This is a genomic window from Paraburkholderia caledonica (assembly GCF_000383275.1).
GTDB lineage: Bacteria > Pseudomonadota > Gammaproteobacteria > Burkholderiales > Burkholderiaceae > Paraburkholderia > Paraburkholderia caledonica.
In genome coordinates, this window is the sequence record NZ_KB911034.1 from 83,012 (window position 1) to 97,425 (window position 14,414).

At 63.4% G+C, this 14,414-nt stretch carries 14 protein-coding genes; 1 reads left to right on the forward strand and 13 read right to left on the reverse strand.

The annotated features are described in order from the left end of the window. Positions 1-91 precede the first annotated feature (91 nt). Positions 92-1,399 (forward strand): lipid IV(A) 3-deoxy-D-manno-octulosonic acid transferase, encoded by a 1,308-nt coding sequence (gene waaA / locus H281_RS0100415; RefSeq protein ID WP_020065110.1) that lies wholly within the window; start codon positions 92-94, stop codon positions 1,397-1,399. Between the two features lie 36 nt (positions 1,400-1,435). On the opposite strand, the gene ureG is transcribed toward waaA, so the two are convergent. The 13 genes from ureG to urtA all read right to left on the reverse strand — a co-directional run bounded on the left by ureG (position 1,436) and on the right by urtA (position 14,142). Beyond that, a complete protein-coding gene (gene ureG / locus H281_RS0100420) occupies positions 1,436-2,089 on the reverse strand; it encodes an urease accessory protein UreG (RefSeq protein ID WP_020065111.1) in 654 nt (217 codons plus the stop codon). Between the two features lie 11 nt (positions 2,090-2,100). Then, positions 2,101-2,781, reverse strand: coding sequence for an urease accessory protein UreF (locus H281_RS0100425; protein WP_020065112.1), 681 nt, complete (start codon positions 2,779-2,781; stop codon positions 2,101-2,103). Beyond that, positions 2,768-3,394, reverse strand: coding sequence for an urease accessory protein UreE (gene ureE, locus H281_RS0100430; RefSeq protein WP_020065113.1), 627 nt, complete (start codon positions 3,392-3,394; stop codon positions 2,768-2,770). The genes H281_RS0100425 and ureE overlap by 14 nt, the downstream gene beginning before the upstream one ends. A gap of 2 nt (positions 3,395-3,396) precedes the next feature. Further along, positions 3,397-5,103, reverse strand: a complete 1,707-nt coding sequence (gene ureC / locus H281_RS0100435; protein ID WP_020065114.1) for an urease subunit alpha — start codon at positions 5,101-5,103, stop codon at positions 3,397-3,399. Between the two features lie 55 nt (positions 5,104-5,158). Beyond that, a complete protein-coding gene (locus H281_RS0100440; RefSeq protein ID WP_020065115.1) occupies positions 5,159-5,464 on the reverse strand; it encodes an urease subunit beta in 306 nt (101 codons plus the stop codon). Positions 5,465-5,500: 36 nt separating this feature from the next. Then, positions 5,501-5,803, reverse strand: a complete 303-nt coding sequence (gene ureA, locus H281_RS0100445; RefSeq protein ID WP_006048588.1) for an urease subunit gamma — start codon at positions 5,801-5,803, stop codon at positions 5,501-5,503. Positions 5,804-5,936: 133 nt separating this feature from the next. Beyond that, positions 5,937-6,740, reverse strand: a complete 804-nt coding sequence (locus H281_RS0100450) for a transporter substrate-binding domain-containing protein (RefSeq protein WP_020065117.1) — start codon at positions 6,738-6,740, stop codon at positions 5,937-5,939. A 293-nt stretch (positions 6,741-7,033) separates the two neighbouring features. Next, positions 7,034-7,927, reverse strand: coding sequence for an urease accessory protein UreD (locus H281_RS0100455; RefSeq protein WP_020065118.1), 894 nt, complete (start codon positions 7,925-7,927; stop codon positions 7,034-7,036). Positions 7,928-8,050: 123 nt separating this feature from the next. Next, positions 8,051-8,743 (reverse strand): urea ABC transporter ATP-binding subunit UrtE, encoded by a 693-nt coding sequence (urtE, locus tag H281_RS0100460; protein WP_020065119.1) that lies wholly within the window; start codon positions 8,741-8,743, stop codon positions 8,051-8,053. A gap of 31 nt (positions 8,744-8,774) precedes the next feature. After that, positions 8,775-9,638: an urea ABC transporter ATP-binding protein UrtD gene (urtD, locus tag H281_RS0100465; protein ID WP_020065120.1), complete on the reverse strand. Its 864-nt coding sequence runs from the start codon at positions 9,636-9,638 to the stop codon at positions 8,775-8,777. Next, on the reverse strand, positions 9,635-10,840 hold the full coding sequence (gene urtC / locus H281_RS0100470; RefSeq protein WP_020065121.1) for an urea ABC transporter permease subunit UrtC: 1,206 nt from the start codon (positions 10,838-10,840) through the stop codon (positions 9,635-9,637). The genes urtD and urtC overlap by 4 nt, the downstream gene beginning before the upstream one ends. Before the next feature lies 1 nt (position 10,841). Further along, positions 10,842-12,497: an urea ABC transporter permease subunit UrtB gene (gene urtB, locus H281_RS0100475; protein WP_051120881.1), complete on the reverse strand. Its 1,656-nt coding sequence runs from the start codon at positions 12,495-12,497 to the stop codon at positions 10,842-10,844. 346 nt (positions 12,498-12,843) lie between these two features. Then, a complete protein-coding gene (gene urtA / locus H281_RS0100485; RefSeq protein WP_020065123.1) occupies positions 12,844-14,142 on the reverse strand; it encodes an urea ABC transporter substrate-binding protein in 1,299 nt (432 codons plus the stop codon). Between the last annotated feature and the right edge of the window lie 272 nt (positions 14,143-14,414).

Consider the following 14,414-nt stretch of genomic DNA (forward strand, 5'->3'; position numbering starts at 1 on the left):
CGATGGCTGACCATGCGGCTGCGCCAGGGCCATTGCATCGGCACGGTATTCGCGAGCTGCCCGCTGTGCGCTTGCATGATGCGGAGCGCCGATGCTAAGGGCAATCTATAACGCGCTCTGGTGGGTCATCGCGCCGGTTGCGGTGCTGCGTCTGCTGATCCGTTCGCGCAAGGAGCGCGGTTATCGGCAACATATCGGCGAGCGCTTCGGCTATGTTCGCGGACGTTTGCCCGAAGACGACGCTCCGTTGATCTGGGTGCACGCGGTGTCGGTCGGTGAGACGCGTGCCGCGCAACCGCTAATCGACGCGCTCATCAAAGCGCGTCCGGACGCACGCATTCTGTTGACTCATATGACGCCCAGCGGCCGCGCGACTGGCGAGCAGATCTTCGGCGACCGCGTGATGCGCAGCTATCTGCCGTACGACATGCCGCACGCGGTGCGGCGCTTTCTGCGCGCGTGGCGGCCGTCGCTCGGTCTGGTAATGGAAACTGAAGTGTGGCCTACGTTGATCGACGAATGCCGGCGCGCCGACGTCCCACTGGTGTTGACCAACGCGCGCATGTCGGCGCGCTCATATAAGCGGGCCGCCAGATTCGGCGGCGCGACGAAGGACGTGTTCGGCGGCTTTGCGCGTGTGCTGGCGCAGAGCCCATCGGACGCGGAACGGTTGACGGCGCTCGGCGCGCGCAACGTCGCGGTACTCGGCAATCTTAAATTCGACATGAGCACGCCGCCGGAACTGGCGGCGCGCGGTCATGCGTGGCGCGCGGCAATCGGCGCGCGACCCGTGTGGGTGGCGGCAAGTACACGCGAAGGCGAAGAGGAACTCGTGTTGCAGGCGTTCGCGGCCCTCGACGTTGAGAATGCGCTGTTGATTCTCGTGCCGCGCCATCCACAGCGTTTTAATGAGGTTGCAGCGCTCGTCGAGAAAGCCGGGCTGCGACTCGCACGACGTTCGACATGGGCGCCGGATGCGAAGGTTGCGTCAGCGGCTGTGAGCGGCGGTGTGCCCGCTTTGCCGGCGGACGTGAATGTGCTGCTCGGCGACTCGATGGGTGAACTGGGCGCTTATTACGCGGCCTCGGACCTCGCGTTTATCGGCGGCAGTCTGTTGCCGCTCGGCGGACAGAATCTGATTGAAGCCTGCGCGGTGGGTGTGCCCGTGCTGATCGGGCCGCACGTGTTCAACTTCATGCAGGCCACGGCCGATGCAGTCGCCGCAGGTGCAGCGGTGCAGGTGCAGGATCCGGCCGATCTGGCGCGAGCACTGCGCGAACTCTTCAACGACAAGGCGCGACGGCTCATGATGGGCGGCGCGGCCTCGGCGTTTGCCGCGCGTCATCGCGGGGCAACCGCGCGCACCGTGGATGTGTTGATGGCGTTGCTGCCGGAGTGAGGACAAGCAAGTGCTGAGGAGACTCAGCGCTTGCCTTCAAACTTTTAACAGCCCCTTTCGCTCGATAAACCGCACCACGTCGTCCAAGCCGTCGAGCGCCTTCAGATTACTCATCACGAAAGGCCGCTCGCCGCGCATTTTCTTCGCGTCGGAAGCCATGACGTCGAGGTTCGCACCGACCATCGGCGCGAGGTCCGTCTTGTTGATCACGAGCAGATCCGATTTCGTAATGCCCGGGCCGCCTTTGCGCGGAATTTTCTCGCCGCCTGCCACGTCGATTACGTAAATCGTCAGGTCCGACAGTTCCGGGCTGAAGGTCGCCGCGAGGTTATCGCCGCCCGATTCGATAAAGACAATGTCCGCATCCGGAAAACGCGTGAGCATGCGATCGACAGCTTCCAGGTTGATCGACGCGTCCTCGCGAATCGCGGTATGCGGACAGCCGCCCGTCTCCACACCCATGATCCGCTCGGCCGGCAACGCGCCCGCCACGGTCAACAGGCGCTGATCTTCTTTCGTATAGATGTCGTTGGTGATCGCGACCAGGTCGTACTGTTCGCGCATCGCCTTGCAGAGCATTTCGAGCAACGTGGTCTTGCCCGAGCCGACCGGACCGCCGACGCCCACGCGCAGCGGCGGCAGTTTCTTCGTGCGGACGGACGAGTGAGCGGGATGATGAGGTGCGTTCATGATGGATCGTTTTATGAGCGAAAAAGCCGCGAATATTGCGACTCGTGACGCGCCGACAGAATGCCGAGCTGCGGCGCGAAAGTATTGATGTTTTCCGGCGACGTGGCTAAAGCGCGCTCGACCGCCGCATTGATCGGCTCGCGCAACGCGACGATGATGCGTTGCCCCGCCAGTTGTCCCAGCGGCACGGCTTTCAATGCTGCGGCGGCCTGGTTCTCGACCCAGCTGAACGCGTACGCGGCAAGCGCGGCGTCGACGGCGGCATCGTGTGCATAGGCTGCAAAAGCGAACGCGGTGGGTTGCGCGAGCGGCGTCATCGAGGCGAGCGTCGCGCGCCGCGCGGCATCGCCCCATTCGAGCGACGCGCACAATTGCCGCAGCGACCAGCCCATCTGTTCGGTCTCACGCCGCAACTCGGCCGACTCGCGGCTCGCGAGGAACTCGCCGTTCGCTTGCGCGAGGCCGGCCGCGTCGTGTGCGCGCCAGCGCTCCATCTGGTGCGCGAGAAACGGCAGTTCGCCATGCGCGAGCACATCGGTGAGGCCGCTCGCGATCCAGGCGCGAGCCGAGTCGGCGTCGGTGATCAGTTGCGCTTCGATCGCCGCTTCCAGACCCTGTGAGTAGCTGAAGGCGCCGATAGGCAGCGCCGGCGACGCGAGGTGCAGTAGCGCGGTAAGTTCAGCGATGCGCATGGTGAGGGTGATGCGCGTGGCCGCAAGATTCGTCGTGGACGTGGCCTTCGTGCCCGTGATCGTGCCCGTGCTCGTGATCATGAGAATGCTCATGCCCATGATGCTCGCCGAACACCTGCTGCGCCAATGCGTAGTCTTCAGCGAACGTCTCGTCGTGGCCGTGCTTATGGCCGCCGCCGTATGCGCCAGACTCCGGCTGGAACGGCATCGAAACCTGATCGACCGTCGCGCCGATACGCTTCAGCATATCGGCCAGCACCGGATCGTATTCGAGCTTCAGATAATCCGCGCCGACTTCCACAGGCGTATGACGATTGCCCAGGTGATACGCCGCACGCGTGAGCGTCAACGCGTCTTTCGCACGGACCACCAGCACGGCTTCCGGCGCGGCGACTATTCGCACGAGACCGCCATCGTCGGCAATTAGCACATCGCCGTCGCGCAGCACGGTGCCGCGCGGCAGCAGTACCGCCACTTCTTCGCCGGTGTCGAGCGTGGCCGCAAGTCGGCTCTTACGACGCTCGTCGAAAGCAAGCGTTAGCGTCGGCGCGCGCTTCACCAGCACCGGTGCGAGTTTGAGATGCGGTGCAACCAGTTTGTCGAGTGTGCGCATGGTCAGAACAGAAAATAGCGTTGCGCCATCGGCAGGACAGTCGCCGGTTCGCAGGTCAGCAGTTGACCGTCGGCGATCACCTGATAGGTTTCCGGATCGACGCTGATCGACGGGCGCCACGCGTTGTGAATCATGTCTGCCTTCGTGATGTTTCGGCAGTTCTTCACAGCCACGATACGCTTGTTCAGGCCATAGCGCTCCGCGACGCCCGCATCGGCGGCGAGTTGCGAAACGAAAGTCAGCGACGTGCGCCCGAGTGCACCGCCGCGCGTAGCGAACATCTCGCGATAATGCACCGGCTGCGGCGTGGGAATCGACGCGTTCGGATCGCCCATTTGTGCCATTGCGATCATGCCGCCTTTGAGGATCAGCGACGGTTTGATGCCGAAAAACGCCGGCTCCCAAAACACGAGATCGGCCCACTTGCCCGGCTCGATAGACCCGACTTCATGCGCAATGCCGTGCGTGATTGCCGGGTTGATCGTGTACTTGGCGACATAGCGCTTCGCGCGGAAATTGTCGTGGCGTGCGGTGTCCTCGGGCAGCGCGCCGCGTTGCACTTTCATCTTGTGCGCGGTCTGCCACGTGCGGATGATGACTTCGCCCACGCGGCCCATCGCCTGCGAATCCGACGACAGCATGGAAAGCGCGCCGAGATCGTGCAGGATGTCTTCCGCGGCGATGGTCTCGCGACGAATGCGCGATTCGGCGAACGCAATGTCTTCCGCAATCGACGGGTCAAGGTGGTGGCAAACCATCAGCATGTCGAGATGCTCTTCGAGCGTGTTGACGGTGTAGGGCCGCGTCGGATTCGTCGACGAAGGCAGCACGTTCGCTTCGCCGCATACCTTGATGATGTCCGGCGCGTGGCCGCCGCCTGCGCCTTCCGTGTGATACGTATGAATCGTGCGGCCTTTGAACGCCGCCACGGTCGCTTCGACGAAACCCGCTTCGTTCAGCGTATCCGTGTGAATGGCGACCTGCGTGTCGGTGTCGTCGGCGACGGATAGGCAGTTGTCGATTGCGGCCGGCGTCGTGCCCCAGTCTTCGTGCAGCTTCAGGCCGATTGCGCCCGCCGCGATCTGTTCGAGCGCGGGCTCCGGCTGGCTCACGTTGCCTTTGCCGAGGAAGCCGAGGTTCATCGGATAGCCGTCGGCTGCCTGCAGCATGCGTTCGAGATGCCACGGACCCGGCGTGCAGGTGGTCGCATTGGTGCCCGTCGCCGGACCCGTGCCGCCGCCCAGCATCGTCGTCACGCCGCTGGCGAGCGCTTCTTCGATCTGCTGCGGACTGATGAAGTGAATATGCGTGTCGATGCCGCCCGCCGTCACGATCAGCCCTTCGCCGGCGATCACCTCCGTGGATGCGCCGATCGCGATCGTCACGTTCGGCTGAATGTCGGGATTGCCCGCCTTGCCGATAGCCGCGATGCGGCCGTTCTTGATGCCGATGTCGGCCTTCACGATGCCCCAATGGTCGAGAATCACCGCGTTGGTCACAACGGTATCGACGACGTCGGCATGCACGCGCTGCGACTGGCCCATGCCGTCGCGAATCACCTTGCCGCCGCCGAACTTCACTTCTTCGCCGTACGTGGTGAAGTCGCGCTCCACTTCGATCAGCAACTCGGTATCGGCGAGACGCACGCGGTCGCCGGTGGTGGGGCCGAACATTTCCGCGTATGCGCGGCGGCCAATGCGTAAGGTCATGATGTCAGTCCGGAATTGAGCAGGGCGGTGCAAGCGGATGAGCGCGCGCGGCGCGTCACAGCTTGCCCATCACCTTGCCGTTGAAGCCATAGACGATGCGCTCACCCGCCAGTTCGACGAGTTCGACGGTGCGCTCCTGGCCGGGCTCGAAACGCACGGCGGTGCCCGCGGCGATGTTCAGCCGGAAGCCGCGTGCGGCTTCGCGGTCGAAAGCGAGTGCGTCGTTCACTTCATAGAAGTGGTAGTGCGAGCCGATCTGCACCGGCCGGTCGCCGGTATTCGACACGAGCACCGTGACGGTGGCGCGGCCCGCGTTGAGTTCGTGTTCGCCGTCGTCGGTGATGAGTTCGCCGGGAATCATGGGCGTGCCTTGTTAGGTTTAGCGGGATTCAGCGGATCAGGGAATCGGATGATGAACCGTGACGAGCTTCGTGCCGTCGGGAAACGTGGCTTCGACCTGGATGTCGGGGATCATCTCTGGCACGCCTTCCATGACGTCGTCGCGAGTGAGCAGCGTCGTGCCGTAGTGCATGACCTCGGCAACGGTCTTGCCGTCGCGCGCCGCTTCCATCAGCGCGGCGGTGATGAACGCGACCGCTTCCGGATAATTCAGTTTGAGGCCGCGTGCGCGGCGCCGTTCGGCAAGCAGCGCGGCGGTGAAGATCAGCAGCTTGTCCTTCTCGCGAGGTGTCAGCTTCATCGAATGAGTGCGGTGGGTTGCGCCCGATCCGAAGGAATCGGGCTGCGACAATGATATGCGTTGCGGGTCGCCGATGCGACCCATGCAATGCCGGACAAAACAGCGACGCTATCAAGCCCGGCTAACGACGCGCTTACAGATCCGCGGGCAGCGCTGCGCCGAACCACTTCTTCGACATCGTATTGAGCGTACCGTCCTGCTTGGCTTGCGCGATGGCGGCGTTCACCTTCTGCTGCAGGCGCGGTTCGTTCCTGTTCATGCCGACGAAACACGGCGAGTTCTTGATGACGAACTTAGGCTCAGGACGGCGCGGCGGATTCTTAGCCAGAATCGCGGCGGCGACGATGTTGCCTGCAGCGATCAACTGAACCTGGCCCGACAGGAACGCGGCAATGGTCGCGTTGTTGTCCTCGAAGCGTTTGATCGTGGCGTTCGGCGCCATTTGCGTGAGACCGAGTTCTTCGAGTGCGCCGCGCGTCGCGCCGACCGTCTTGCCGGTCAGATCGGCAGGGCCGCTGACCTTGATGTCGGCGGGGCCGAACACGCCTTGGTAGTACGGCGCGTACGCGTTGGAGAAGTCGATCACTTTCTCGCGGTCGGGCGTCTTGCCGAGCGACGAGATCACCAGATCGACCTTGTTCGTTTGCAGATAGGGAATGCGGTTCGCGCTGTTCACGGGCACCAGTTCCAGCTTCACGTTCATCGACTTCGCAAGCAGCGCGGCGGTGTCGATGTCGTAGCCTTGCGGCTTCATGTCGGGGCCGACCGAACCGAACGGCGGATAGTCTTCCGGCACGGCGACCTTGAGCACGCCTGCCTTGGCGATGTTGTCGAGCGTATCGGCGTGCGCCGCAGGGGCGGTGATTGCGAGGACAGGCGAAACGAGCAGTGCGGCGAGGAGCGTGCGGCGGGCGGAACGAAGCGTTGGTCGGTTCATTTGTAGTAGCTGTGGTGGTGGCGGGCAGGCGGCTGGCGGCGAGGAAGCGGCAGCATCGGCCGCTAGCAACGCAAGGTGTGTGCCATCGTGGTGCGGCGGGGCTGCTGAGGAGGTTTGCCGGACGATGCACCAGATAGGGGCTCGTGATTGCTTCGAGTTGGTGCGGACTTGTCTTACGCGGTGAAAGCGGGTGTGAAAGCGGTGTGATTGCGGGTGTGATTGCGGGTGTGGTTGGTTAAGAAGCTGCGGCGCTGCCGCGTGCGGCGAAGGCGTGGTGGTTTTGCGCAGGTTGCCTACGTCGTCCAGATTCTCAAAGGCACCGCCTCGACGCCATGCACAACAGGCCGCAACTGCAACCAGCATTGCGTCAACGCGCGCTGCAACGTCTCCATTGATCGCGACACGGCGCGCACGAGCAATACGCCACTGGTCACGCAGGAAGCCGCTGCGCGCACGGAGTCGTCGAAGGGAAGCTGCGCGGTCAGCGCTTCAGCCAGCGCGTCGTCGCAAGCTGCGCCAACGGCCCATAGCGTGCCATACGCAGGAAAGCCTCCAAGCCCCTGAGCCGCGTCGCGCAACGGGTCACCGGCAACGAGGCTCGCCCGCTCAAGCCACAACAGCTCGCCGCGAGCCCGCGCGATACGCGACACCGCCCGCAGGCTTCCATCGGACCACCGCTCGCCGGCCGCTTGCCGCCCGAGCTGCGTCGCATCCCAACCGATCGCCGTTGCGCCTTCGTCGAGTGTCAGCGAGAAGTCGAGGTCTGCCTTTGCGTGATCGAAAACGATATTGTTCTGCGGCAGCCAGTCGAGCTTCGCATGTTCATCGACGCGGACAGCGATATGCTGCCGCGCGGAGCGTCCGTTGGATTTGTACCACTTGGTCGCGCCGGGCGTCGTGATGACAGCATGCGCATGAGCACCCACATTGACTTCTATATCGAGTTGATCGCCGCCCGCGATCCCGCCCGGCGGATGCACGATCACTGCGTGACAAACAGCCTGACCTTCCGGATACAACGGCCGTTGGACACGCAGCGGACCATCGTGCAGCCGATGCTGCAGGACGCTGCGCTCGCCATGCCTGACGAAGCCAAGTTCGAGCCGCGCGCGCCAATGCGCATGCGGCTCGGCTTTCGCTTCGGGTTGCACAGTAGCGAGCGTGGCGTGATTTTCGTGAAGCGACATGCGAATGAACGTGCGATCGACGTATTGGTACAGGAAGGTACAAGAAGGGAAGCCGCAAGCCCAGGAGCGTGCGGACCCGGCCCGAGACGCGCCGAGCATAGCACGCTCACCCACGCGAGAGCGTCACACCGCGATCAGCGCACGCACGCCATCCGCATCCATGTTCGCGCCTTCGCCGCCCGCGACGATCTCGCCGCGGCTCATCACCCAATAGCGGTCGGCAATGTCCTTAGCAAAGTCGTAGTACTGCTCGACGAGCAGCACGGTCATGCCCATCTCTTCGACCAGCTGACGCAGCGTGCGCCCAATGTCCTGAATGATCGACGGCTGAATGCCTTCCGTGGGTTCGTCGAGGATCAGCAGTTGCGGGTCGCTCATTAGCGCGCGGCCGATCGCGAGCTGCTGTTGCTGACCGCCCGACAGATCGCCGCCGCGACGGCTGCGCATGTCCTTGAGCACGGGAAACAACTCATAGATGCGATCGGGAATCTTCTTCGGTGCCTTCTTGCTGGCGGCGCCCACCAGCAGATTTTCTTCGACGGTGAGCCGCGGAAAAATATCGCGTCCTTGCGGCACGTAAGCAAGCCCTTTCTCGACGCGAGAATAGGTGGGCAGCTTCGTGATCGGCGCGCCGCGCCAGGCGATCGAGCCGCTCTTCGTCTGCACGACGCCCATCAGGCAGCGCAGCAACGTCGTCTTGCCCACGCCATTGCGGCCGAGCAGCACGGTGAGTTTGCCATCGGGCACGGTGAGCTTCACATCGCGAAGAATGTGGCTGCCGCCGTAGTACTGGTTCAGGTTTTCTACTTCTAGCATGTCCGTTCGACCCTTTGACTGGCCTGTCCGCTCAGCGGCCAAGATACGACTCGATCACCGTCTCGTCGCGTTTCACTTCGTCGAGCGTGCCGTGCGCGAGCACGCGCCCTTCGGCCATCACCGTGACCTTGCCGGTATCGCCCGATAGAGATTTCACGAACTCCATGTCGTGTTCGACGACCATCATCGAGCACGTGCCTCGCAGATGGTTGAGCAGGTCTGCCAGCTGCATCGTCTCGTCGTCGGTCATGCCCGCGGCAGGTTCGTCGAGTAGCAGCAGCGCCGGTTGCTGCATCAGCAACATGCCGATTTCGAGCCGCTGCTTCTGTCCGTGCGAGAGTTCGCCGGCAAGACGCCGCGCCTCGGATTCCAGACCGATCAGGACGAGCGTTTCTTCGATGCGTGCTTGCGCTTCGCGATCTAGCCGCGCCCGCAGCGACGCAAGCCATCCCTTGTCGGTCTTCATTGCGAGTTCGAGGTTTTCCCACACCGGATGCTGCTCGAAAACCGTCGGCTTCTGGAACTTGCGTCCAATGCCGGCACGCGCGATGGACGGCTCGTTCATCCGCGTGAGGTCGATCGACTGGCCGAGAAATACCTTGCCGGAATCAGGCGAGGTCTTGCCGGTGATCACATCCATCATCGTCGTCTTGCCCGCGCCGTTCGGTCCGATGATGCAGCGCAATTCGCCCGCGTCGATAGAAAGTGTCAGCGCATTCAACGCACGAAAGCCGTCGAAGCTCACGGTCACGTCTTCGAGATACAGGATCGTGCCGTGGGAAACGTCGATCTCGCCGGGAACGACAACGTGCCCCATGCTCGCGACGCCGCTCAACGCGTGTTCAGAAGGATGTTCGGGCAAAGCCAGGTCGGGAACCATCGGGTTTTCGTTCATGAGCGGTTCCTCTTGCGCGTCACGAGTTCGACCAGTCCCATGATGCCGTTCGGCAGAAACAGCGGGACCAGCACGAAAATCAGACCGAGGAAGAACAGCCAGTATTCAGGAAAGTTTGCCGTGAAGAAGCTCTTCGCGCCGTTCACTGCAAACGCGCCGACAATCGGCCCAATCAACGTGCCGCGTCCACCGACGGCCACCCAGATGGCCATTTCGATCGAATTGCCAGGCGACATCTCACCCGGATTGATGATGCCGACCTGTGGCACGTACAACGCGCCGGCAATGCCGCACAACACGGCGGACACGGTCCATACGAAGAGTTTGTACGCGAGCGGGCTGTAGCCGAGGAACATCAGGCGCGTTTCGCCGTCGCGCACGGCGGTCACGACGCGGCCGAGCTTCGAGGTGACGATGGCCCGCGCGCCGAGGAACGCGACGATCAGCACCGCAAACGTGATCAGCAGCAGGGCAGTGCGCGTACCGGCATGCGTGATTGGAAAGCCGCCGATGCGCTTGAAATCGGTGAAGCCGTTATTGCCGCCAAAGCCCGTCTCATTGCGGTAGAAGAGCAGCATGGCAGCGAACGTCATCGCCTGCGTGATGATCGACAGATAGACGCCCTTCACTCGCGAGCGGAACGTGAAGAAGCCGAACACCCATGCCACCACTGCCGGCACCAGCACCACGAGCAGGAGCGCATAGCCGAGATGCTGCGTGCCTTGCCAATACCACGGCAGTTGATGCCAGTCGAGGAACACCATGAAGTCGGGCAGATCGCTGCCGTACTTGCCGTCGTGGCCGATTGCGCGCATCAGGTACATGCCGATCGCGTAGCCGCCCAGTGCGAAGAAGAGCGCGTGTCCGAGACTCAGAATGCCGCAGTAACCCCACACCAGATCGAGTGCGAGCGCCGCGATCGCGTAGCACATGAACTTGCCGGTGATGGTCGTCGCGTAAGCGGACAGATGCAGCGGACTCGCTTCCGGCACCACCAGCGTAGCGAACGGCACGCCGAGGCCGAACACGGCGATCAGCGCGATCAGCGCAAGCCATGCACGGCGCGACAGCAGCGCGGGACGCGGCGGCAAGCCGAGGGCAAAGCCCGACTGCGCGACGCGGTCAGCTGAGTTGCCGGCCGGGTTGCCATCCGTTGCACCCACATGAGCCGACGCGGCCGAAGAAGAAGTTGCAGATGTCATCTCATGCCTCCGCGCTACGGCCCTTGAGGGCGAACATGCCCTGCGGACGCTTCTGGATGAACAGCACGATCAGCACGAGCACCGCGATCTTCGCGAGCACGGCGCCCCAGAACGGCTCGATCGCCTTGCTCACGAGTCCGAGCCCGAAGCCGCCGATCACCGTGCCCGCCAGTTGACCCACGCCACCGAGCACGACTGCCATGAACGAATCGATGATGTAGCTTTGCCCGAGGTCGGGCCCGACATTGCCGATCTGCGATAACGCGCAGCCGCCGAGTCCCGCGATGCCCGCGCCGAACGCGAACGCATACGAGTCGACCCGTGCGGTCTTCACGCCGACGCATGCGGCCATGCGGCGGTTTTGAGTGACGGCGCGCACGAAGAGTCCGAGGCGCGTCTTCGTCAACACGGCCCATGCAATGCCGACGACGATCAGCGAAAACGCGAGAATCGCGAGCCGGTTGTACGGCAGGATCAGGTTCGCCATGACGGTCACGCCGCCGCTCATCCACGAAGGATTGACGACCTGCACGTTCTGCGCGCCGAACAGCATCCGCGTCGCCTGAATCAGGATCAGGCTGATGCCGAAGGTGGTCAGCAGCGTTTCGAGCGGACGGCCATACAGATGCTTGAGCACGAGCCGCTCGATCACGATGCCGACCAGTGCCGCCGCAACGAACGACGCGGGCACCGCGACGAGCGGATACCAGTCGAACCCGCCCGGCGCGAAGCGCTGAAAGAGGTTCTGCACGACATACGTGGCGTAGGCGCCGATCATGAGGAATTCGCCGTGCGCCATGTTGATGACGCCGATCAGGCCATACGTGATGGCGAGCCCGAGTGCAGCGAGCAGCAGCACGCTGCCGAGCGACAGACCCGCGAACAGCGTGCCGGCGATTTCGCCGCGGCGCTGGATTGCGTCGAGTTCGTCGATACCGCTTTGCGCCGCGGCCCGCACGCGAGCGTCGGCTTCCGCGAATGTGCCGTCGGGCTTTTTCGCGACGAGCGGTCGCAGCAGTTCGTTCATGTCGAGGTCGTGCCGCGCGGCGACGAGGTTCACTGCTTCGAGACGTTTAGCCGCGTCGGCGTCATGCAGCGCGGTCATTGCCCACAGCGTGTCGAGGCGCTTCTTCAGAGCCGGGTCGGTTTCTTTTGCGCGGGCCGTGTCGACGAGCGGCTTGATCGACGGGTCAGGGTTTTTCAGCAGCGCGTTGATGGCTTGCTCGCGCGTCGCTTTATCGGGCGAGTCGAGCTGTAAGCCCGAGAGAGCGCCCGCCACTTTCGAGCGCAGCAGATTATTCAACGTGACGGGTTGTGCGTCGCTTGCGGCGACGGTCTTGCCGGTGACGGCATCGCGCGTCGCGTCGCCGTCCTGCAGCAGCACGGCGCCTGAGTCGGTGGCGAGCACGCCGTCTTCGGACAACGCCTTCAGCACCGCGACCGACTCCTTGTCGTGATTGGCGATGAGTTTGTCGATGGCTGCGGACTTCGCGTCGAAGTCGTCGGCGGCGAGCGGCGCGACATCGGCCGCGGTCAACGCGAACGCGGCATGCGGCGTCAGCGAGCCCAACGCAACCAACGTGAGCAACGCAAAAGCGGTGCTGTTGACGCTGCGTCGCGCGAACCGCTGTGCAAAAGTGAGGAATGAAAACGCCATGATGGCCTTTGAAGAATGACCGGCGACGCGCTTTGCAAAGCTCGCATCGCACCGGTTGAATGCGGGCCGGTGTTGTGCCGCACGCTGCACGGCTACGTTCAGCCGCCGAATCGCATGGGGCAGTGTCGAGCGGAACGGGTCGCAAGCATTACGGCCGTGATCGCTCGCCAGGCGCGCGTGAGTTTCGATTGCGATTGCTGCGCATGCCGGATTCGCGGCGAACCCACTGCGCGTGCCGGAACACGGTAACGGTCGCCGGGAGTTCACCTGGAATTCGCCCGAGTTCGCCCGAGTTCGCCTCGACACATGACGGCGGCCACTCGAGCCGCCGTCATACGCGGTGCCGTTAAGCGACCCGCGAGCGCTTCAGAAACGCCGGGATCGAGCTGACCACATCCGGCTTGCCTGCATTGCCTGCGATGAACGGGCTCCACGGCTGCGCGCGAACCGCGGTCTTGGTGCGCCACACTACGTTGAACTGACCGTCTGCGCGCACTTCGCCGATCATCACCGGCTTGTGCAGATGGTGGTTGCCGTCCATTTCGAGCGTGAAGCCCGACGGCGCTGCGAACTGCTGGCCGATCATCGCCACGCGTACCTTGTCGACTTCGGTGCTCTTCGCCTTTTCGACAGCCTGCTTCCACATGTGGATGCCGACGAAAGTCGCTTCCATCGGGTCGTTCGTCACGCGCTTGGTACCGCCAGGCAGATTGTTCTCCTTGACCCACGCGGCCCATTGTTTCTTGAATTTCTCGTTGGCCGGGTTGCGCACGGACATGAAGTAGTTCCATGCCGCGAGGTTGCCCACCAGCGGCTTCGTGTCGATGCCGCGCAGTTCTTCCTCGCCGACCGAGAACGCGACGACCGGCACATCGGAAGCCTTCAGCCCCTGGTTGCCGAGTTCCTTATAGAACGGCACGTTGGAGTCGCCGTTCACCGTCGAGATCACAGCCGTCTTGCCGCCTTGCGAGAAGGTCTTGATGTTCGCGACGATGGTCTGGTAGTCGCTGTGGCCGAACGGCGTATAGACCTCCTGGATGTCGGCCTCCTGCACGCCCTTCGACTTCAGGAACGCGCGCAGGATCTTGTTGGTCGTGCGCGGATACACGTAGTCGGTGCCGAGCAGGAAGAAGCGCTTCGCGCCGCCGCCTTCCGCGCTCATCAGATATTCGGTTGCAGGGATCGCCTGCTGGTTCGGCGCGGCGCCCGTGTAAAACACGTTGCGCGACATCTCTTCGCCTTCGTACTGGACCGGGTAGAAGAGCAGGCCGTTGAGCTCTTCGAACACCGGCAGCACCGACTTGCGCGACACCGACGTCCAGCAGCCGAACACCACCGCGCACTTTTCCTGCGTGATCAATTGACGCGCTTTTTCGGCGAAGAGCGGCCAGTTCGAAGCGGGGTCCACCACCACCGGCTGAAGCTGACGGCCCATCACGCCGCCGTTCTTGTTGATGTCAGCGATCGTCATCAGCGCGGTGTCTTTCAGCGATGTCTCGGAGATCGCCATCGTGCCGGACAGGGAATGCAGGATGCCCACCTTGATCGGGCCGCTCGCGGACTGTGCGTGCGCGAACGGCGCGCGACCTGCAAGCGCGAGCGCGCCGGACATGGAGCCGAACTTCAACAGACTGCGACGTTTCATGTATATCCCCTTGCCATTGATGATGAATGTTTATGGGCGTCGATTTCAGCCACGGGGCTTGCCCCGCATGACTTGCCGCTCGTGTACTGCAAGGCACATGCCATGTGAGGAATGCGCAGCGCTCTGCGGCTTCGCGCGCTGCGGCGCGCCTCCACGCGAGCTGGCTTATGCGGCTTGGCGTACGAATCTGGTGCACATGGCTTCGATGCGCCTCGTTCAGGTGCGCGCCGCGCCGCGACGAAGCGTGACGATCGGCCAGCGGGCTTTGGCGG